Here is a 21,274-nt window from a genome sequence, read left to right as displayed (position 1 = left end):
CCGCTACTGTCGGCGCTGTGTACATCGGCGCGCCGGCCGCCGCCATGATCCACCGAGTGACCGGTTCGAGGAGGACACGTGACATCGCCTGACACCGCGGCCCTGGTACTCCGGATCATCGTGGGCGTCACCCTCATCCTGCACGGCTACAACCACGTGTTCGGCCCCGGCGGGATCCAGGGAACCGCGGGCTGGTTCCAGAGCATGGGCCTGCGGCCCGGAATCGTGCACGCGTGGATGTCCGGGCTGGTCGAGCTCGCCGCCGGCGCAGGCCTGATCGTCGGTTTCCTCACGCCGTTCGCCGCGGGTGCGATCATCGGAACCATGGTGGTCGCCGGGATCACGGCGCACCGCACCAACGGCTTCTTCATCTTCCGCCCGGGACAGGGCTACGAGTACGTTCTGTTCATCGCGGTCGTCTGCGCGGCGATCGGCATTCTCGGGCCGGGTAAGGGATCGCTCGACCACGCGATCGGCATCGAGCTCGACGGATGGGCCGGCGGCCTGATCACGATCATCCTCGGGGTCGGCGGTGCCGCCCTGCTGCTGGCAACCGCGTGGCGGCCCGAGCGCAAGCCGGCCGACACGGCCAACGCCTGAGCTCGACGGGAACAGCCCCACGGCCCCGGTGGCCGGCCTGCTGCTCGCGGCCGGCGCGGGACGGCGGATGGGTGAGCCGAAGGCCCTGATCCGGCTCGGCGGGCAGACCCTGGTCGAACGCGGCATGCAGACGTTGGCCTCGGGCGGCTGCCGTCCGATCCTCGTCGTCGTCGGTGCGGCCGCCGACCAGGTTGCCGCCGCGATCGCACCGACCGAACGACAGGACGGGTCCGGTCCGAACAGCGCGCCGGTACGTCTGGTGCGGGCGGCACGGTGGGCCATGGGGATCGGTGAATCGCTGCGGGCGGGGCTCGCGGAACTCGCCGGGCTCGACGCGCAGGCCGTGGTCGTCACGCTCGTCGACGAACCCGGGCTGACGTCGGCAGCGGTCCAACGCCTGGTCAGCGCGGCGACACCCGCCGACGGCCGAGTACTGTCGCCGGCGCTGCGCGCCACCTACCAGGGAATCCCCGGGCATCCTGTCCTGCTGACGCGGACGATCTGGCCCGAGGTCGCGTCCTGGGCGCGCGGGGACGTCGGCGCCCGGGCCTGGCTGCGGGCGCATCCGGGCGAGGTCGGCCTGATCGCCTGCGACGGACTCGGCTCGTCCGATGATCTCGACACCCCGGCTGAACTCGCGGCCCTGCGCGACCGGCCCACGTCCGAGGACAGGCCCAGGCCCGAGGACAGGCCCAGGGACAGGCCCAGGCCCGAGCGCCGGATCATGCCGCGCGGGCGCGGCGGGCCGGACCTGCGCGAGGATACGGCCATGGAACTGTCCGTCATCGACAATCCCGACCGGCACCGATACGAGGCGCGTACCTCCGACGGGACGGTCGCCGGCTTCGTCCAGTACCAGCGCCGCGGGGAGCGGATCGTCCTGGTGCACACCGAGGTCCTGCCGGAGTTCGAGGGTAAGGGCGTAGGGTCGGCCCTGGCTGCGAGTGCGCTGGACGACGCACGTGCCCGGGCGCTGTCCGTGGTTGCGCAGTGCCCCTACATCCGGGCCTATATCGAACGTCATCCGGTCTATGCGGATCTGGTCGCCGAAGAGTAGCCCGCCGGCCAGGGTTAACACGTCGCTACAACTCGGGTCACGAACGCACCGCAGCGACGACGCGGAGTACACAAAGACAACAACCGACCCCGGTATTCCAAGATTTGCTGCCCGACAGTCGACTGCCAGGCAGGATCAGGCCACGGAACCCTACGCATGGCCGCACGCCGCCAGGTCCCGACCCCGGCTGCCCATGCGCGCCGTCAGCGGGCCCGCCAGACCACGCGGTCGGCTGTCACGCGATGGGCCCGCTGGCAGTGGTACTCGCACCCTCGAGGTGGCGGCAGGTTCGCGGTGGGCGCGGTGGGCGCGGTTCCGCGACGGGAAAGGACGTCCGCGTGTCCGGCGCCCGGCATAGCTCCCGACGCGGGGCCGCTCGCAGTGGTCCACCCTCGGGGGGCTCACCCGCAGGCGGCCCGCCTGGTCGTCGGGCGTCGCACCGGCACGCCGCGGCGCCACCGGATCCCGCGACGCGCCGCCGGTGGGTCGGGCGTGGTGCGGTCAGCGGTGCGCTCGTGGTCGTGCTCGGTGGGCTCGCGGTCACCGGTGTCGGATACGCCGCCACCTCGATCTGGCGCGGTGGCGGCTCGGACCTGTGCGCCGACGGCACACCCCGCGCGGCCCTGTCCGTCACCGTCGCGCCGGCCCTGGCCGCACCGGTCCGGCGGCTCGCGACCGATTTCCAACATACACATGTCGATGATCATGGTCCGTGCGTGACCCTGTCGGTGCGGGCCAGCCCGTCCGACCGGACGCTCGACGCGGTCGCCCGGGCGGACCCGTCGGGGTCCGGAACCCCGGACGTCTGGATCCCCGAATCGGCGGACTGGCTGTCCCTCGGACAGGAGTCCGACTCCGCGGCACCGAAGCTTCCCCAGCGGGCGGCGACGATCGCCGGCTCACCGGTGGTGATCGCCATGCCCCGTGCGATGGCGCAGCAGCTCGGCTGGCCGGAGCACCACATGACCTGGGCCGAGCTCGCGGCCGCCGCGACAACGCCGAGCTTCTGGGCGACGAAGGGCCAGCCGAGCTGGGGCGGCTTCCGGCTCGCCATGGCGAACCCGGACTCGTCCGCGGCGGCGCTGCGAGCGCTGATCGGCACGGTCAGCGCGAGCCGCGGGATCGCCCCGGCGGACATGGCCACCGGCACCTTCGACCAGGACCGGGCGGCTCAGGCCGCCGCGCTGCGCCTGCAGCGCTCGGTGAGTTGGCTACCGCAGTACGACAGCCAACTGTTCGACACCGAGCGAAAGGGCACCGCACCCGCGGGCGGCATCGTCCCGTCGGCCTTCCCCGCGATGGAATCCGACGTCATCGCCTACAACCGCGGCCTGGCCGGCACCTCCCACCAGACCGACACCACCACCCTGGTCGCCGCCTATCCCCGCGACGGCTCGTTCGTCGCCTCCGTGCCGTACATCGTGCTGACCCATACCTCCGAACAGACGGCGAAACGGACCGCAGCTCAGTCCTTCCTCGCCTTCCTCGGCACGACGACCGGTCGGCAGGCACTGTCCGACGCCGGCCTGCGGACCCCCGCGGAACTCGCGGATCGTGGCGACCCGGCCGGCCTCGCGGGCAAGCTCACGGTCACCGACGGGGTACGCACGACACCGCCGAAACTCGCCAGCGTCGACGCCTCGGACACGGTCCTCGGCACCGCCCGCCGCTTCTTCCGCCACGCCCGCGAGCGTGCGGCCGCCCTGGTCGTCATCGACACGTCCGGATCGACGCGGCTGCCGATCACGAACCGGTCGGACGGGAAGACCCGCATCCAGGCCGCGACCGAGACCGTACTGGCGGGCCTCAGCCTGTTCGCGTCGGACAGTGCGCTCGAGGTCTGGCTGGCCTCCGCCACGCTGCCCGGCGGGCACCAGCAGCTCGCCCCGATGGCCAGCCTGAACGGGCCGTCCTCGACCGGCGGCACGCACGCCGACGAGCTGCGCGGGCTCGCGGCGCGGGTGCGCGCCGACCGGGGGTCCACCAACCTCTACTCCACGGTGGTGGCGGCTGTCCGCGACCGCCGCGCCCATTTCGTGCCGGGGCGGCTCAACGAGATCATCCTGCTCACCGACGGTGTGCTCGACCGACCGGACGGCGCCTCATCCAATGGGTCGGCGTCCGGTCGGTCGGCGTCCAACGAGCCGACGTCCAACGAGCCGACGTTGGACCAGGCCGTCGCCCAGCTGCGCGCCACCGTCGACCGGGCCCGACCCGTCCATCTGATCATCATCGCCACTGATCCGGCCGCCGACACCACCACGCTGCAGCGTCTCGCGAGCGCCACCGGCGGCCGGGCCTACATCACGCCCGACGCGGCCGGCCTGTTCGGTGCCTACACCGACGTCCTCACCCTCCCCGGCTGACAGGTCGCCGGAGGGACAAAACGGACGTCGGCTCCTCAGGCGGGCACGCCGGCGGCGCGACGTCGGCCCGCGCGGGTCCGCGACGGGTCGGGACCCGCGTCCGGGAAACGGAACAGGTACTCACGTTCGAGTTCGAGCATCCGGGCGGTGTGGGTCTCGAACGCGTCCTCGCTGCCGGAGATGAACGCGTCATGGCGGGTCCGGTGCAGGTGCCGCAGCTCGCGGATCAGATCCTCGTCGGCGAGTGCGGGGGCGGGGATTCCCTCGGGTCGATGCGTCATGACCACGGTGTACCCGCGGTTCATTGATGTACCGCACCGAATTGTCGTCTCGGCGTCACAGGGCCGGCGCCGGTACCGGGCCGGGCGGAATGGGGTCGGGACCGGGACCGGGGGGTACCGGGTCAGGCCCCGGACCAGGCGGGACGGGATCGGGCCCGGGGCCCGGGGGGACGGGATCCGGGCCGGGCCCAGGCGGGGTCGGGTCGGGAACGGGGATCGGCGGGACGGGATCGGGTGGCGTCGGCCCCGGGCCGGGTCCCGGCGGGGGCAGCACAGCCTCGGGGGCGCGGGCTCGGGCGGGGGATCGGATAGGGGATCGGGTGGAGGTGGTGATGGCACGGAGGATGGTCGTCATGGTGTGGCCGTGCCCATCCGTCGGCGGGCCCACACCGTCTCGCCGCGGCAGGCACCCGCCCAGGAAGAGGAGACGGACCGGTTGCGGGGGGTGGCCGAGATCATGATCGCCCACTACCGTTGCAAGCTATGACCGGGTTGGTCGGATCGGCGGGTCCGCCCAGGGCCGTCGTCATACGCACCGAGCAGCGCATGGCCCGCATGGTGGGGTACGCGCGGGCCGCGTGTGCGTCGTTCGTGCTGATCCCCCTGTTCGGCTGGGCCGGGTTGCGCCACCCGTGGATCGCCATGCTGGTCGCGGTCGCCGCGCTCGCCGAGGCAGCCTGGTTCTCCTGGCGGGCCTGGCACGGCGTGGGGCGGCTGTCCCGCCGCCTGGTACTCGCCGACGTGCTGTTCTGCGTGGCGCTGATGGGAGTCGGGTCGCGGGCGGCGGTTCCGGACGAGCGCAACCGGATCATGACGGAGCTGGTCCCGTTCAGCCTGGTCTCGTCCGCCGGTGTCGGTTTCGCGATGGGGCTCGGGATCTCCGGGGCGATCATGGTGGTTGCGCTGATGGCGGCGTGGAGTCTCGCCGTCCTGCCGGATGTCACCCTCAAGCTCGGATCCGATCTGCTCGGCTTCGCCCTGTGGTACGTCGTCGCGATGCTCATCGCCGGCGAGCTGCGCCGGCTGTCGAAGGCCACCGCGCACGCGCAGAACGAGACGGAGGTCGCCTGGGCCCGCGCGGTCGAGCAGGAACGCGAGGCCGAGAGCCTGCGTCAGCGCGAGATCGCTCACCGGGAGATCCACGACTACCTGCTGCCGGTCGTCGACCATGTCGCCGCCGGCGGTGCGCCGTCCACGGCGCTGGTCCGCGAGGCTCGCCGCGGGGCGCAGCGGGCGCGCCGCATCATCATGGATCCCCGCGGCCTCGATCCCCGTTTCCTCCACGACGGCCACGCCCAGGGCCGCGCTCCCGGCCGAGCTGACGGCTATGTCCCCGGCCCCGGCCCCAGTTCCGGTTCCGGTTCCGGTTCCGGCGACGGGCGGCGGGCCGACACCGGCTACGGCGGGTCGCTGTCATCAACACCGGGGTCGCCAGGCCCGGGGGCGGCCGCGACGGGAACGGGAGCAGGGGTGCCCGTGTCGCTGCCGGTCCAGGTCACTACCCGCGGCGAAGGCGACGAGGTCACCTTCGAGGCGATGATGTCGGCGGTCGTCGACACGTTCACCGATGAGGGTCTCGCGCTCGTGCCGTTCCTCGGGATCGAGGGCGAGCCGCCCGAGCCCGTCCGCGAGGCTCTGGTGGCCGCGACTCGGGAGGCGTTGCGCAACGTCATCCGGCACGCCGGTCAGGTCGACGAGGTCAGCCTGTTCGTCGAGGGCGGCGCTGACGCGATGCTCGTCGTCGTCCGCGACCGGGGCCTCGGCTTCGACCCGGCGACGGTGCGCCCTGGCGGCGGGCTCGCCGGCAGCTACCGCGCCCTGGAACGCCATGGCGGACGGGTCGATGTCAGCGCTCGTCCCGGCCTCGGCGTCAAGGTGATCATGTGCTGGCCGGCCCCGCCCGATGGGCCATCCAGACCGGATGAGCCGTCCGAAGCGCCCGGGGAGTTGGCATGACCCTGCCCCGCCCGTCCGGCCGCGGCGCGGGGACGACCGGACGACCCGTCTCGGTGGCCATCGTCGAGGATCATCCGATCACCACCGAGTCGCTGGCCGCCCGGTTCGCCGGTGCCGGTTTCTCGGTGCTGGCACCCGCACCGCGGCTCGAGGATCTCGACCCCGCCGCCGCCCCGGACGTGGTGGTCTGCGACCTGCACCTGCCCGGCCTGTCGGGTGCCGCCGCCGTCGCCGAACTGCACGGGCGGGGGCTGCTCGTCCTGGCCACCTCCGGCGTCGCCACCCCGGACGAGGTACTCGACGCGATCGCCGCCCGCGCCCACGGCTTCGTCGACAAGGCCGCGCCGTCCCACCAGTTCGTGCCCGCGGTCACCGCCGTCGCCGCCGGCAGCTACCACGTCTCGACCCGGCTCGCCGGCTTCCTGCTCGAGGACTCGCTGCGCCGCCCGCTGTCCCGCAACGAGATCGACAACACCGAACGCAACCTGCTGCGCGGCCTTGCCCAGGGCGATCTGCTCGACGAACTGTGCGCCGAGCGGGACCTCTCCGCGCCGGCGGCGCACCATCATCTGGACCGCATCTTCGATGCCGCCCGGCGCCGGCGCCGCCTGCACCGGCCGTCCCCCCGCGAGGCCGAGGTGATGGTGCTCATCGGCTGCCGGGGACTGACCTACCGGGAGGCCGCCCGGGAGATGAACATCCGCGAGAGTGTCGTCGCCGACTATCTGCGCACGGCACGGACGAAATATCTCGCCAGCCATCCCGACGCCGCGCCGTCGATCCCCCCGAGTACCGCGGCGGCCCTGTGGGCGCGTGAACTCGGCTTCGGCTGACCTGCCGCTGACCTGCCGCCGCCGAGGTCTCCCGCCACCCTCGTCGGCGAAGGACTCCACCCTTGTGGTCCCCCGCCCACGGGGATCCTCTGGGCAGCTTCTCGTGGATCTCCGGTTCACGGCCGGGTTCACCCGGTGAATCTCACTGTCGGTGATGGCTTTCGGGGGTGGTGGCGCTGTTGATGAGCGGGGATGTCGCTTCTACCGGGCAATGTGTCCAACTTGCCCCTTCGTAACCCTGTAGAAGCGACACGGGGTTTTCCGGGGCCGATCCGTCGTCACGCGCAGCAGCGGGAAGGGCGGTAGCGGGTCGGCGGTGGGAGAGGGCTCGCTGGTCGTGACGGCCGGGGCTGACGGTGACGACAGGGCCACCGGCCACGCGGTATGTCCGGACGGTGCGCGTGGCGCCGAGGACGTCGGACGTGGCCCCGGGCCCGGCGGAGGATCGGGTGGGAACCGGCCGGTCCGCTGCGATGGACCATCCTGATCCGCGAGAAAAACCCTGGGGATCTGGCGTCGCGCGCCTGCCACACCGTCCCCCTCCGGCTGGATTTGTGACTGAGAGCACGTTTGACGACGGAGCATCCGTGACCGCGGCCCGTGATTTCTACGGGATTGCCGTCGAGGGCCGGGACCCACACCCTCGTCCCAATGGGAATCGGGGGGGACGGGGAGGCCGACCGCAGCAGGTCCGGCCGGCGGCGTGCGGCCTTCCTCGCCTCGTTCCTGAGCCCTGACGACCTCCCCCCGGACCTGACCAGGATCCGCGCTCCCGACGCGCCGTACGCTCCGGCCTCGGCGTCCGGTGCCGGCATGAGCTGGGCTGACGGTGCTGGTGTGACGGAAGCTGGCGGCGGTCGCGGGGGTGGCGGCGGTCGCGGGGGTGGCGGCGGTCGCGGGGGTGGCGGCGGTCGCGGGGGTGGCGGGGGTGGCGGTCGCGATGGTGGTGACGGCGGTCGCGGGGGTGTGGCTGGCACTGGCGTGGACGCTGGGCGGGGGAACGGCGTTGGACGGGCGGGCGCTGGCGGGACCGAGGCGGCGGGCACCAGCGGTCAGTCGTACGGCCGGGCGATATGGCTTGGTCCACCCGACGCCCGCCTCTACCGGGTCGACGACGAACGCTGGCTGTTACCCAGTGTCCGACGCGCCGCCGCCTTCGCCCGAACCCTGGCCGGGACGACAGATGGGGACGAAGGGTCGGGATATGGCCGCTCACCGCCGGGCTCGAACAGCACCGAGGATGGCCCCGAATCCGGAACCGCGACCGTCGAACTGGTTCATGTCTGTCATCGCGGGGCCGCCGTCGCCCGCCTGAGGCTCCTGCCCGGCGAGGGCGCGTCCCTCCAGGTCGCGCTCGCGACCCGGCTGGGCCGTCTGGTCGACGTGCAGCTCGATCGGCTCGCCGCCGACGACGCGCTGCGCCCACCCCGCTGGCACCCCGATCGCTGGCGCCGATCCCGTTGACCTGGGAACCGCGCGCCGGGAACCGGGAATTCCGGGACCAGGGGCACCATGGCGATTCTCGGGCGGCACGGCGATTCTCGAGCGGCACGGCGGTTCTCGGGGGGTGCGGCGGTTCTCGGGGGGTGCGGGACACGGGGCCCTGGCCACGGGCGTCGCGGAAACCCGTCGCCGGACGGGATCCGAGCGACGATTCCCCCGATGAATAGGGGATGGCACCTTCCGGTCGTCTCTCGCAGGATGGTTCCAGGGATCACGCCGGTGCGACGGTGTCGGGCCGCCTCGCCGGGGGGATCGGAGGCGACCCGTAGCCGCACCGGGGGCGCACCGGCGTGGTTCCGCGGGCCGCCGGTGTATCGGGGGAGTTCGGGGGACACCGGCGGCCCGCCCCACTGCCGCCAACCCCCGAGGCGCGGGCCGGATCTCCCGCCCGTTACGCCCTGTGGTGGGCCGCGGAGCAAGATCCCGCCAAACAGGTCGCTGTGGGGGGCAAATCGGACGTGAATACGCCTACAACGACCTGTTTGGATCTTGAGCCGCTGCCGTTGCTGGGATTGCGGTCACGGACCGTGATTCCGGGCGTCCCGGGGGGCATTGCCGCCAGAAAGTCCGGGGGATGCGGATCTCGGTCCGGCCCGGTCCGGCCCGGTCCGGCCCGGTCCGGCCTGGCCGCACGGCGCCGCGCAACCACCCGCCGTCCCTTCGGTGCCGGAGGCCGGAGGGGGCTGGTAGGGGTCGGGAACCCTCACAAGCGGCGACCGGTGTTCGACGATCCGTCCCGTTGTTCGCCAGTTTGGTGAGGGTGCCGACCGCGTGTCGGCGGTCGCGGCTACGATCTGCCCACCGGAAAACGTGGACAGGGGGTGCCGTGGGCGAGCCGATCCTCGCGATCGACTACGGCACCTGTAGTGCCAGGGCCGCCCTGGCCGTCGACGGCCGCGTCGAGCTGGTGCGGGAACCGGCCAGTGGGTCGGCGAACTGGCCCTCCTCGGTGTTCGCCGACGGCGGCAAACTGATCGTCGGCACCCTCGCCGAACGGCGTAAGCGCATCTGGCCGGCGGCCTACCGCGGGGAGATCAAGCGTGATCTGACGCGGGACGTCGCCGTCCCGCTCGATGGCCGGGGCTACCGACCGCACACCCTGGTCACGGCGGTCATCAGCACCCTGAAGGCCGAGGCGGAGCAGCTCGGCGGCGAGCGGCTGTCCCGGGCCGTCGTGACGGTGCCGGCCAGCTACGATCCGTCCGGCCCGCTGCGCCGGATGATGATCGCGGCGGCGGAGGCCGCCGGCTTCGTCGACGTCGACCTGCTCGCCGAGCCGCTCGCCGCCGCCTGGTCGCCGCTCGAGGGCACCGGGCCGGAGCCGGGCTCGCTGATGCTCGTCTACGACCTGGGCGGCGGGACGTTCGAGGGGGCGCTGATCGCCGTCGGCGCCGACGGCCGGCACGAGCTGCTCAGCCATGCCGCCCTGCACGACTGCGGCGGGCGTGACCTCGACCAGATCCTGTTCGACGAGATCCTCGGGCTGTACGGGCCCGGGCTCGAACCGCTGCTGAACCCGCCGGGCTACGGCGAGGCGTACCAGACAACGGCCAGCCGCACCCGCCACGAGCTGCTGGACTTCTCCCGTGCCGTGAAGCACCAGCTCAGTGACATCGCCACGGTCGAGGATGTGTTCAGTCCGGCAGGCCTGCTGGTGAGCATGCAACGGGAGCGGTTCACCCAGCTCGCCTCGCCGACGCTCGCCCGCACCATGGCCTGCTGCCAGCATCTGCTGGAGACCGGCGGCTATGGCCCGGAGAAGCTCGGCGGTGTGCTCTCGGTCGGCGGCTGCGCGCACATCCCGGTGGTCACCGACATCCTCACCGGGCGGCTCGGGGTCGGCACCGACTGGCCCACCGCCCAGATCTACGCGTCGGTCGACCCGGAACTCGCCGTCGTGCTCGGCGCCGCAGCCTGGGCGTCGTCGGTGTCGACCCGGCGCACCAGCGCGGCCCGGCCGAACCCGGTGATGGTCCCGGCCCGCTGGGACATTCCCGGCGGGCGGGCGACGATGGTCCGCTGGCTGACCCAGCCCGGGGAACGCTACGACGCCAGCGACGTGCTCGCCCGGATCCGGCTCACCGACGGCTCGCTGTTCGACCTGGCGATGGACGCCCCCGGCAGCCTCATCCACACCCACGCCGAGCCGGGCACACTCGTGCGCGACGCCGACTGGCTGGCCACCACCCTGCCGTCGGGCCCCGCCCCTCTGTTCGGCGGCGGCAACGGTGGCCTGGCCAGCAGCGCGGATCTGCGCGGCTTCGAACGCAGCACCCGCGCCTCCCACCATGTGGAGGTCACCGCACGAGCCACGCTGAAGGGCCATGAGCGGGACGTCACCTCGGCCGCGTTCTCCCCCGACGGCCGGTGGCTGGCCACCACCAGCAAGGACGGCATCCGCCTGTGGGACGTCGCCACCGGCCGCACCACCCTCACGCTCAGCGGGCGCAAGAGCATCCTCGTCCACGACTGCGCGTTCTCCCCCGACGGCCGTCTACTCGCCACCACCGGCGCGGACAAGACCGCCCGGCTCTGGGACGCCACCACCGGCCGCCAGGCCCTCGCCCTGACCGGCCACCGCGGCCCCGTCTACGGCTGCGCTTTCTCTCCCGACGGCAGCCTCGTGGCCACCACCGGCACCGACCGCACCGTCCGGCTCTGGGGCGCGCAGACCGGCAAGAACATCGCCACGCTGGACGAGCACCGCGGCACCGTCTACAGCTGCGCCTTCTCCCCCGACGGCCGGCTGCTGGTCAGCGCCGGCGCTGAGTCCACGCTGCTCTGGGACGTCGCGCACGGCGAGATCCTGATGAGCCTGCCCGGCCACACCAACTTCACCGGCGGCTGCGCCTTCTCCCCCGACGGCAGCCTGCTCGCCACCGCCGGCAACGAGGGCACCCGGCTGACCGACACGTCCAACGGCACCACCGTCGCCTCGCTGCCCGGTTCCGCGCAGAGCTGCGCTTTCTCCCCCGACGGCAAGCTGCTCGCGACCGCCAGCACCGACGACACCGCCCTGCTCTGGGACGTCGCCACGGGTGCCGCGATCGCCACCCTGGCCGGCCACAGCAGCACGGTCATGAGCTGCGCCTTCGCCCCGTTCGGCCTGCTGCTCGCCACGACCAGCACCGACATGACCGCCCGCCTCTGGGACATCATCTACCGCCCCTGACCAGCCGCTGCCCCGCGCCCTCGCGCCCTATGCCCGGCCGCCGCTGCCCGGCACCCTCGCGCCCTATGCCCGGCCGCTGTCCGGCTGCTGCCCGGCTGCTGCCCGGCTGCTGCCCGGCTGCTGCCCGGCTCCTACCGCTCGCCCGCCAGCTCGTCTGTCCGCCCGCCTGGAGAGCCGGCCGCGTTCTGTCGCGCAGGCGGCCCTACCTGCTTGCCCGGGGACGGCGGCAACGCCCCCGGACGCCCAGAATCACGGTCCGTGACCGCAATCCCGGCAACGGCAGCGGCTCAAGATCCAAACAGGTCGTTGTAGGCGTATTCACGTCCGATTTGCCCCCCACGGCGACCTGTTTGGCGGGATCTTGCCCAGCGGCCCATCGCAGGGCGTAACGGGCGGGAGATCCGGCCCGCGCCTCGGGGGTTGGGGGCAGTGGAGAGCCGCCCGCTTCACGCCCTCCCGCGCCGAGCCCCCGACACCGCTGCCGTCCGCCCTACGGCCGCAGGGGTAGGTAAGTGGTGCCGCAGGGATAGCCGGCGCGGGTGGCCGCGGCGTCAGCGAGGGAGCTCGCGGGCGAACAGCTCGGTGAGTTTGGTCCAGTGGTGCGCGGCGGCCGCTGGGTCGTAGACGCCCGGATGATCAGCGACGGCGAAACCGTGCCCGGCGTCGTAATGCTCGAGCTCATAGCGGATGCCGGCCTTGTCCAGGGCCGTGACCAGCAGCTCCTGCTGCTCCGGGGTGCAGGAACGGTCGTTCGCGGCGACGCCGAAATACAGCGCGGCGCGGATGGCCTCGGCCCTGTGGTGCGGGCTGGACGGGTCGTCGGTGGCGATGCCGCCGCCGTGGACGGACGCGGCGGCGGCGATCCGCTCGGGCAGCCAGCCTGCGAGGGTGAAGGCCATCAGTCCGCCGCGACAGTAGCCGAACGCACCGACCTGGTCGGCGCGCAGGTCGTCTCGCCCCGCCAGAGCGTCGAGCACGAGCTCGCTGTCGCGCATGACACTCGGCGGGTCCGCCAGCTTCATCATCGCCATGAGCTTCTCCCGCTCCGTCGGGTCGGAGAAAGCGGTCGCCAGGTCGAACGAGACTCGGCCCGAGCGGTAGAAGTAGTTGATGAGCGCCACCGCATACCCGTCGGCCGCGAGCCGCTCCGCCATGTCATGCATGACCGGCCGCACTCCACCCGCGTCCGGGTAGAGCAGGACCACCGGCAGGGGCCCAGCGCCGGAGCCGGTGCCTGGGGCGGCCGGCGTGTGCAGGTGGACGTCCATCACGCCGTCGGGGGTGTGGATGTCGAGCTCGGTGACTGGCACGCGATTCTCCTCCGGCTGGTCGGGGTCCCGCATTCCATGCCGGAAGATCCCGCGCGGAATGCCTGAGGGACGCTTAGCCGGACAAGCATCTCCTATCCCCGAGCCACATACACCGACGCCCCGCGGAGACGCCGCAGCACGCCGCGCGGCGCGCCGGCCGAGGGCCGGACGGCTTCGCTACGCGGGGGTGCCCTCGGTGGCAGCGGCGGCGTCAGGGGTGGTGGCACCCGCGGCGTCGGTGCCGGGCGGCGGGCACTCAAGGCCGAAGTCATCGAGGACGTCCGCCGGGGCGACGCCGCAGCCCAGCTCGTAGGTGCCGAGCTGGACGAGCTGCCAGCCGCCAGTGGTGTGGTGCAGCACCCCCTCGGCGCGGTCATAGTCCTCGACGGTCGGGTTCAGTTCGGTATAGGCCCAGGTCGGGTCGCTGGCGGCGAGGACCGTGCCGGTCACCTCGTAGTCATCCGCGGGGACGGCCGAGGTGTACTCGCTGGACTTCACCGCCCGCGCGATGGCACTGGTGTCTTCGGGCGAGGGAGAGAGGGTGTCGGCCGCCCGCACGGGACTCGCCACTGCCACACCCCCGGACCGCGCCACGCTGGACACCCGGATAGGCGCCGGGGACGTGGAGCCGGTACAGGCGAAGGCGGTCCCCACCGTGAGGATTCCCGCGGTGGCAAAGGTGGCGGTGGGCAGCACGACCCGCCGCGCCGCGCGGCGCGCACGGTGACGGGCTGACTGAGGACGACGACGTCGAACCATGTGGTGCACGTACCCATTTTGGCCGGATGAACCCTCACTTGGGGGGCAGTTTGGTGGTCACCCTCACGACAGATCACACCGTGCTCCCGGGCAGTTCGGACTGTCACCCAGGTACCAGCTGGCCTACGCCATCGTCGCCTTCGGCAATGAGATCGACACCGTCACACACGAATCCGCACGCTGGCCCGATCGGGACACACCTGTGGGCCAGCCGGGACCGACAAACTGGTCATGATCGGCCAGGCCTGGTCGATCATGACCACGACCGAGGCCGACTCCGACACCCCCGAATCGGCCACCCCGCCCCGCGCCCGGCCGGGTGCAACAGACCATGTCGTCCACCCAGACGATGGCCCTATCGGGCGAGACATCGATGGCGAGCCCGTGCCGGTCGGCCACGGGCAACGGACTGGTGGCCAGCGGATGGACCCCCAGCCCCGTCCCACCGACCGCCGTGGGAGGGCTCGACGCGGCGGTGGCAGACACGCCAAAGCCTGCCGCTCGGCGGCGAAGCGGGACTCCGCCCCCGAGGAACGTGTCCGACTGGATGCCTGCCATCAGCCCGCGCTCCGCAGTTAGCTGTGCGCCCAAATCTCGGGGCGCTTAGCCTTCCAGATAACTCTCACGTTCACGCTCGCACAGAAATCGAGCAGGTCCGCGTGCGGCCTCGAAGGAACCAGAATATTCAACCGCGGCAGTGGATCGATGAATCGCCGATAGTCAAATAGCTGCCCAACGGCGAGTCGAATTGCATCACGCGACGTCACACTCTTCGCTTCTATCAAATCCCCCGCCGTCTCATCATAAAGATCGGTGAGCAGCGGGCCCGCCACCCCCGGGGGGAGGATCTGCAGTCGGTCAACATTATGGCCGAGCGAACGCAGATAATCTGCGTATTCGTGAACGAGGAGACCTTCGCGACGCTCCGCCTTTGCCGCCGTCGAGCGCGAGATGAAATATTCGTCGGCGTGAACTTTTTCCAGTGGGATTGACACCACTCGGCTGAGCATATCGGCGCTTCCCGGGAGCGCAAACTCGCCGTAATCTACCTCTGCTTCCGGCTGCAACCGGAAGACGATCACGGATCGGAGTGGCCCACCGCCCGTGGAAGGAGCTCTACTTGTGTACCAGGGCCTAACCGGGTCGAGCCCGAAGCATCCGATGTATCGGACCCAGCCCTTCCGCGTGACCCGGAAAAGTCGAAGCTGACGTCCCGTCGCCCGATACCGTGCGACAGCCTCGTTGTCCCCAGACATCTTTTGATCGCCAGTTTTACCCGTGCCGGTGTAATGGAACGCCCCATCATCACCCCAACCGTCAAAATATCCATGACTCCTCCCTCTCACTGGATCGGTGAAAAGTAGAATATTCGGAGTTCGCGCGGATGGTGAAATTCCAGACTGCCGGCTACCACCATACTTATCGTGCACAGATCCACGGCGCAGCTCGATACCGAGATCGATGATCCAATAACTGTCCGGCGCACTGTTCGAAACAGGAAGGTTCGCCCCGGAAATCATCGAGTGGAGCGCCGCGATAAATCGACTGCGGGACGATTCGTCCGTCAGGAGGTCGAAGGCAGGATCAGAGAGGCCAAGCTCAGGATCCTCGTCATCCAGCCACCGACGCGGCAGCGATCCGTCCGCCGGAGGGACTGTGGACGAAGCCCGAATCTCCCACAGCGGCGAGTGGCGCAGCGCCACAACGGGGTACTCGGGCGCGGGCAGGTTATTGCCGGCGCCGCTGGCGATCAGCGCAGCTTCAAGTTCGTCACGCACCGCCGACCACTTGATCAGCCGAACACCCGTATTCATACGGTTGACCGCCCACAGCAGCGTCAAGGGCTGATGCGGTAGCGGGTGCCCTTGATCGGACCCGCGCCGCAACCGGCCCAACGCGTCCAAAGCTTCGTCTATTTGCACTATGCAACATTATGGTCACTCTTCCCCGTGAGCTGGACCGGGCCAGGCATGGAGGACTGCTTGCTCGCCACCCACACCGGCGCCTCACAGGAAGTTCACAGCGAGGGCTCAGGTGGCGGCCAGGTAGGTGGGGGAAGGTGTCCGGTATGCAACCGGTGCGGGTACTCGTGGTGGATGACGAGACGACTCTCGCGGAGCTGCTGTCGATGGCGCTGCGCTACGAGGGGTGGGAGGTGCGCAGCGCGGGGGATGGTCGCACCGCGCTGCGGCTGGCGCGTGAGTTCCGGCCGGACGCGGTCGTGCTCGACATCATGCTGCCGGACATGGACGGGCTGGAGGTGCTGCGGCGGCTGCGGGCGGAGAGCCCGGACGTCCCGGTGCTGTTCCTCACCGCGCGTGATGCCGTCGAGGATCGGGTCGCGGGGCTGACGGCGGGAGGCGACGACTATGTCACGAAGCCGTTCAGTCTCGAGGAGCTGGTAGCGCGGCTGCGGGGGCTGATGCGGCGGGCGGCGCGCAGCGCGGAGGCTTTGCAGGGGGCGCGGCTCGTCGTCGGTGACCTGGCCATGGACGAGGAGAGCCGCGAGGTGGAGCGTGGGGGGGTGCCCGTGCACCTGACCGCCACCGAGTTCGAGCTGCTCCGCTTCTTCATGCGCAATCCGCGCCGCGTGCTCAGCAAGGCGCAGATCCTCGACCGGGTCTGGAACTACGACTTCGGCGGCCAGGCCAATGTGGTCGAGCTGTACGTCTCCTATCTCCGCAAGAAGATCGACGCCGGACGTCCGCCGATGATCCACACCATGCGTGGTGCCGGCTATGTGCTGCGCCCGGCCGAGCGGGCAGCCCCCGGGCCGCCCGCCAGTATCACTACCACTGCCCCCGCCGCTCCCACGACGATGGCGGCCCCGGCGTCAATCGTGCCGGCCGCGTCCGCGTCGGTGATCGGCGGCGCGGGCCGGCCGAGCTGACCGGAGCCGCTCCGATGGTTACCGCCGCGCATCCCGACCTGACTCCGGGCTCCTCACCGAGGCCTCGGTCCACCGCGGACGACGGGCACGGGCACGGGCATGGGCATGGGCGCAGGGTCTCACCGTCCCGATGGTCGTTGCGCACCCGACTGATCGCCCTGCTCACGGTGCTGCTGGCGACGGTGTCCCTGGCGATCGTCTTCGTGACCGCGGTGGGGCTGCGTGGTGTCCTCATCAACCAGCTTGACCGGCGGCTGATGAACGCCAGCGACCGTTGGAACCGCCAGCTTCAGTTCACTGGCCAGTACCCCAGCCCGCTGCCTGGTGGGAGCAGCGGTGACTCCGATCTCCAGCCCGGTTCAGGTTCGCTGCCGGGCGGCGCTTCGGACAGCGGATCAGGTACCGGCACCACGTCGGGGACGAGTGCCAGCACCAGCCATCAGGCAACCGTCACCGCTGTCTCGACCGCCCCGGCGACGGCCACCGACACCGCCGCGACCATGCGCAGCGCCCTGTACGGCCAGGGCAACTCCACGCTGGTGACCGGTTTCTTCCGCGGCCCGGTCGAACCGGGCACCCTCGTCGCACTCGTGGACGACACCGGCATCTACGGCGCGACCTACGACTCGCCGTCCAACACCATCCGCTGGATCTCCACCAGCCAGGCGACGGCCATCGCCGCGGTCCCGCAGGACGACAGCGCGCACACCCGCGGCATCGGCAATGACGAGTACCGCGTGGTCGCCATCGCCCATCCGGACGGCACGGTCATGGTCACCGCGCTGCCCATGAAGCAGGTCAACGCCACGCTGACCAAGATGGTGCTGATCGGTGGCGTCGTCGCCCTCGCCGGGGTGGCGGCCACGGCGGTCGCTGGGACGATCATCATCCGAGTCACGCTGCGCCCGCTGCGCCGGGTCGCCGCGACGGCCTCCCGGGTCGCGGAGATGCCGCTCGACCGCGGCGAGGTGGCACTGTCCGTACGCGTCCCCGAGGTCGACACGGATCCGCGCACCGAGGTCGGCCAGGTCGGGGCGGCGCTCAACCGGATGCTCGGCCATATCGGCAACGCGCTCGCCGTTCGGCACGCCAGCGAGACGCGGATGCGGCAGTTCCTCGCCGACGTCAGCCACGAACTGCGCACCCCGCTCGCCGCGATCAGCGGCTACGCGGAGCTCACCCGGCGCACCCACGAGCCCGTCCCGGCGGACGTCACCTACGCGATGAGCCGGGTCGAGTCCGAGAGCGCCCGGATGACATCCCTGGTCTCCGACCTGCTGCTGCTCGCCCGGATCGACTCGGGCCGCCCGCTCGAGCACGAGCCGGTGGACCTGTCCCGCCTCATCGTCCACACCGTCAGCGACGCGCATGTCGCCGCGCCCGACCACCGCTTCGCCCTGGACCTGCCCGAGGAGCCCGTCACCGTCACCGGGGACGCCGCCCGGCTGCACCAGGTCCTCGCGAACCTGCTGGCCAACGCCCGCTCCCACACCCCGCCTGGCACCCGGGTGACGGCAAGCCTCGCCGCGACCACCACCGACGCCGTCATCTCCGTCGAGGACGACGGCCCCGGCATCGCCCCCGAACTGCTCCCCCAGGTGTTCGAACGGTTCGCCCGCGGGGACAGCTCCCGCTCCCGCGCCGCCGGCAGCACCGGCCTCGGCCTCGCGATCGTCGCCGCCGTCGTCGAGGCCCACCACGGCCACGTCCAGGCGACCAGCATTCCCGGACGCACGGCCTTCGTCGTCCGCCTCCCGCGCTCGCCCGCCGACCTGATGGACAGCCCCGCAGACCCAACCGCTCCGGCCGCCCCCGTGAACATCCCGGTGGAGGCCCTGGCGGCGGACCGCCTGCCGATGGACGGGACCAGGCGCACCCAGCCGATCCCGCCGCCGGTCACCGCACCCCCGGTCCTGCCAGCCGGCCAGACCCGCTACTCCTGAAACGACGGCCTTCACAGGTTGCCCACAGGTAAGGCACAAGGAGCCAAAAGGTCGGTGGCGCAGGGTGATTCCCATGTCGTCGACTCTCACCGACCCGATCCCCGATGCGCGGGGTCGGCGTGCCCCCGGGCGCCGTCGCAGGATGCCGTGGACCAGGACGGGTTCCGCCAGACCACTCGACCATGACGCACCGACGGAGGCCGGGGCCGGCGCTGGGGCCGGCGCTGGGGCCGGCGCTGGGGCCGGCGCCGAGGCCGGCGCTGGGGCCGGCGCTGGTGAGGCGGGTCAGCCCAGCGTTACGACGGTTCCCGATGCCGGGCCCGATCCGCGCTGGGTCCGGCCGGCCCTGGCGGTGCTGCTCATCGGCACGGCCGTGCTGTACCTGTGGGATCTCAGCGCCTCCGGCTGGGCGAACGCCTTCTACTCGGCGGCGGCGCAGGCCGGGTCGGTGAGCTGGAAGGCGTTCTTCTATGGCTCCTCGGACGCCGGGAACTCGATCACCGTCGACAAGCCGCCGGCCTCCCTTTGGATCATGGATATCTCGGTGCGGATCTTCGGGTTGAACTCCTGGAGCATCCTGGTCCCCGAGGCGTTGATGGGCGTGGCGTCCGTCGGGCTGCTCTACAAGACGGTGCGCCGGTGCTCGGGCGCGGCGGCGGGGCTCATCGCCGGGCTGGTCCTGGCGCTCACCCCGATCGCCGCGGTGATGTTCAAGTTCAACAACCCGGACGCGCTGCTCGTTCTGCTGCTCATCGGCGCCGCGTACGCGACGCTGCGGGCGGTTGAACAGGCCAGCACCAAATGGATGGTTCTGGCCGGGGTGTTCGTCAGCTTCGCGTTCCTGACGAAGCTGCTGCAGGCGCTGGTCGTCGTGCCGGTGTTCGCCCTGGTGTACCTGGCGTTCGCCCCGACCGGGCTCTGGCGCCGGGTCCGCCAGACGCTTGCCGGCGGGCTGGGCCTGCTGATTCCCTCCGGTCTGTACATCGCGATCGTCGAGCTCGTCCCGACGTCGTCCCGGCCCTACATCGGTGGTTCACAGCACAACAGCCTGCTGGAGCTCACCCTGGGCTACAACGGCCTGGGGCGGCTCACGGGTAACGAGACCGGCAGCGTCGGCGGGGGTGGCGGCGGCTTCCGTGGCACCGCTGGTGTGGGCACGGGCATCGGGGGGGCGGCCGGTGGGGCGGCCGGAACCCTGCCCGGCGGCGGCGCCGGCACCGGCGGTGGCACGTTCACCTTCCCGGGCGGTGGCAGAGGCGGCGGACGCGGTGGTGGCATGTGGGGGGAGGCCGGCCTGCTGCGGATGTTCAACAGTGAGGTCGGCGGTCAGATCTCCTGGCTGCTCCCGGCCGCACTGATCCTGCTGGCCGCCGGGTTGTGGATCACCCGACGGGCACCGCGGACGGATCGCCTGCGGGCCTCGCTCGTCCTGTGGGGCGGCTGGCTGCTCGTCACGGGGATCGTCTTCAGTGAGATGCAGGGAATCTTCCATCCGTACTACACCGTCGCGCTCGCCCCGGCGATCGGCGCCGTGATCGGCATGGGAGCGGTGCTGCTCTGGCACCAGCGCCACCACCCGGCCGCCGCGATCGCCGGCGCCGCCGCCATCGGCGTGACCACCTGGTGGACGTTCCACCTGCTCGACCGCACCCCGGCCTGGCACCCGTGGATTCGCTACGCCGTGCTGATCACCGGGATCATCGCCGCCCTCGGCTTCCTCGCCTCGGTGCGGCTGCCCCGGCGCGCCGCGGTCGGGGTGGCCACGCTGACGCTGGTCGCCGGCCTGCTCGGCCCAGGCGCGTACACGATCGCCACTGCCGGCACCGCGCACACCGGATCGATCCCCTCGGCCGGCCCCGCCGGCGCGGGTTTCGGCGGGCCCGGTGGCTTCATGCGCCGTGGCAACGGCGGCGGCCAGTTCGGACGGCTCGGCCAGGGTGGCCTCCGGGCCGGCGGCGGCTTCCAGGGCTTCGGGGGCGGCACCGGCGGGCAGGGCGGCGCCGGCGCACTGCCCGGTCAGAACGGCGCCATCACTCCGGGCCAGGGTGGCACCGCAGGTCAGGGCGGCACCGGCGCTGGCGGCGGGATGAGTCGGGGCGGCGGGATGAGTCGGGGCGGCGGCATGGGCGGCCTGCTGGGCGCGACGAAGCCGAGCCAGGCGATCATCGACGCGCTCAAGCAGGACGCCGGCACGTACACCTGGGTCGCCGCGGCGGTCGGCTCGAACAGTGCCGCCGGCTACCAGCTCGCCACGCGTGAGCCGGTGATGCCGATCGGCGGCTTCAACGGCAGCGACCCGTCGCCGACGCTCGCGCAGTTCAAGCAGTACGTCAGCGAGAAGAAGATCCACTACTTCATCGGCGGCAGCGGCTTCGGCCAGTCCATGGGTGGCAGCAGCGACTCCCGTTCGATCGCCAGCTGGATCGAGGCCACCTTCACCGCCAAGACCGTCGGCGGCGTCACCCTCTACGACCTGACCGCCCCGAAGACGAGCACGACCACCTCGTCCTCCACCACCTCCACCGCGCAGGCCACCTGACCTGCCGGTCCTGCGGCCCCCGGGCGATCTGCCTGCCTGACAGACCGGCCCTCACACCGGCCGTG

Annotated in this window: 14 protein-coding genes and 1 pseudogene; 11 read left to right on the top strand and 4 right to left on the bottom strand. The window is 71.6% G+C overall.

All coding sequences use genetic code 11. The annotated features are described in order from the left end of the window. The first annotated feature begins 78 nt into the window (after positions 1-78). From MXD95_RS22640 to MXD95_RS22630, 3 genes are all read left to right on the top strand, one after another. Complete coding sequence (locus tag MXD95_RS22640) at positions 79-600, top strand: DoxX family protein (protein ID WP_250642716.1); 522 nt, start codon at positions 79-81, stop codon at positions 598-600. Continuing rightward, entirely contained in the window at positions 533-1,657 is a 1,125-nt protein-coding gene (locus MXD95_RS22635) for a GNAT family N-acetyltransferase (protein WP_374122109.1), read from the top strand. Before MXD95_RS22640 ends, MXD95_RS22635 begins: the two co-directional genes overlap by 68 nt. A 515-nt stretch (positions 1,658-2,172) precedes the next feature. Further along, positions 2,173-4,023, top strand: a complete 1,851-nt coding sequence (locus tag MXD95_RS22630; RefSeq protein WP_250642714.1) for a substrate-binding domain-containing protein — start codon at positions 2,173-2,175, stop codon at positions 4,021-4,023. 35 nt (positions 4,024-4,058) lie between these two features. Here MXD95_RS22630 and MXD95_RS22625 read toward each other — a convergent pair whose 3' ends face one another. Further along, positions 4,059-4,304: a DUF6158 family protein gene (locus MXD95_RS22625; RefSeq protein ID WP_250642713.1), complete on the bottom strand. Its 246-nt coding sequence runs from the start codon at positions 4,302-4,304 to the stop codon at positions 4,059-4,061. Between the two features lie 358 nt (positions 4,305-4,662). Between MXD95_RS22625 and MXD95_RS28670 the strand changes: the two genes are divergently transcribed. The 5 genes from MXD95_RS28670 to MXD95_RS22605 all read left to right on the top strand — a co-directional run bounded on the left by MXD95_RS28670 (position 4,663) and on the right by MXD95_RS22605 (position 11,768). Beyond that, positions 4,663-4,791 (top strand): hypothetical protein, encoded by a 129-nt coding sequence (locus tag MXD95_RS28670; RefSeq protein WP_285223722.1) that lies wholly within the window; start codon positions 4,663-4,665, stop codon positions 4,789-4,791. A 59-nt stretch (positions 4,792-4,850) separates the two neighbouring features. Continuing rightward, the gene (locus MXD95_RS22620; protein ID WP_250642712.1) at positions 4,851-6,260 is read left to right on the top strand and encodes a sensor histidine kinase; all 1,410 of its coding nucleotides are present in this window, start codon (positions 4,851-4,853) and stop codon (positions 6,258-6,260) included. Then, positions 6,257-7,093, top strand: coding sequence for a response regulator transcription factor (locus MXD95_RS22615; RefSeq protein WP_250642711.1), 837 nt, complete (start codon positions 6,257-6,259; stop codon positions 7,091-7,093). Before MXD95_RS22620 ends, MXD95_RS22615 begins: the two co-directional genes overlap by 4 nt. Before the next feature lie 981 nt (positions 7,094-8,074). After that, complete coding sequence (locus MXD95_RS22610; protein WP_250642710.1) at positions 8,075-8,557, top strand: hypothetical protein; 483 nt, start codon at positions 8,075-8,077, stop codon at positions 8,555-8,557. Positions 8,558-9,422: 865 nt separating this feature from the next. Next, positions 9,423-11,768: an Hsp70 family protein gene (locus tag MXD95_RS22605; RefSeq protein WP_250642709.1), complete on the top strand. Its 2,346-nt coding sequence runs from the start codon at positions 9,423-9,425 to the stop codon at positions 11,766-11,768. Positions 11,769-12,319: 551 nt separating this feature from the next. Here the strand turns inward: MXD95_RS22605 and MXD95_RS22600 are convergent. The 3 genes from MXD95_RS22600 to MXD95_RS22590 all read right to left on the bottom strand — a co-directional run bounded on the left by MXD95_RS22600 (position 12,320) and on the right by MXD95_RS22590 (position 15,759). Next, entirely contained in the window at positions 12,320-13,078 is a 759-nt protein-coding gene (locus MXD95_RS22600) for a dienelactone hydrolase family protein (RefSeq protein ID WP_250642708.1), read from the bottom strand. A gap of 177 nt (positions 13,079-13,255) precedes the next feature. Continuing rightward, complete coding sequence (locus MXD95_RS22595) at positions 13,256-13,774, bottom strand: hypothetical protein (protein WP_250642707.1); 519 nt, start codon at positions 13,772-13,774, stop codon at positions 13,256-13,258. 638 nt (positions 13,775-14,412) lie between these two features. Further along, positions 14,413-15,759: a phosphorothioated DNA-binding restriction endonuclease family protein gene (locus MXD95_RS22590; protein WP_480024012.1), complete on the bottom strand. Its 1,347-nt coding sequence runs from the start codon at positions 15,757-15,759 to the stop codon at positions 14,413-14,415. 146 nt (positions 15,760-15,905) lie between these two features. On the opposite strand from MXD95_RS22590, the pseudogene MXD95_RS22585 reads away from it, so the two are divergent. The 3 genes and pseudogenes from MXD95_RS22585 to MXD95_RS22575 form a co-directional block, all read left to right on the top strand. After that, positions 15,906-16,592 (top strand): annotated as a pseudogene (locus MXD95_RS22585) (response regulator transcription factor); the annotation flags it as partial. 272 nt (positions 16,593-16,864) lie between these two features. Continuing rightward, on the top strand, positions 16,865-18,670 hold the full coding sequence (locus MXD95_RS22580) for a sensor histidine kinase (RefSeq protein WP_250642705.1): 1,806 nt from the start codon (positions 16,865-16,867) through the stop codon (positions 18,668-18,670). A gap of 73 nt (positions 18,671-18,743) precedes the next feature. Further along, positions 18,744-21,209: an ArnT family glycosyltransferase gene (locus MXD95_RS22575; protein ID WP_250642704.1), complete on the top strand. Its 2,466-nt coding sequence runs from the start codon at positions 18,744-18,746 to the stop codon at positions 21,207-21,209. The last annotated feature ends 65 nt before the right edge of the window (positions 21,210-21,274 follow it).

The organism is Frankia sp. AiPa1, from assembly GCF_023243075.1.
In the GTDB taxonomy this organism is placed as follows: Bacteria; Actinomycetota; Actinomycetes; order Frankiales; family Frankiaceae; genus Frankia.
The sequence above is the reverse complement of the archived record's forward strand: the minus strand, read 5'-3'. Positions and strand labels throughout refer to the sequence as shown.

Coding starts and splice junctions, on each gene's coding strand:
- MXD95_RS22620 (WP_250642712.1), top strand. CDS start 4,851: ATGGCCCGCATGGTGGGGTACGCGCGGGCCGCGTGTGCGTCGTTCGTG.
- MXD95_RS22615 (WP_250642711.1), top strand. CDS start 6,257: ATGACCCTGCCCCGCCCGTCCGGCCGCGGCGCGGGGACGACCGGACGA.
- MXD95_RS22625 (WP_250642713.1), bottom strand. CDS start 4,304: ATGACGCATCGACCCGAGGGAATCCCCGCCCCCGCACTCGCCGACGAG.
- MXD95_RS22575 (WP_250642704.1), top strand. CDS start 18,744: ATGTCGTCGACTCTCACCGACCCGATCCCCGATGCGCGGGGTCGGCGT.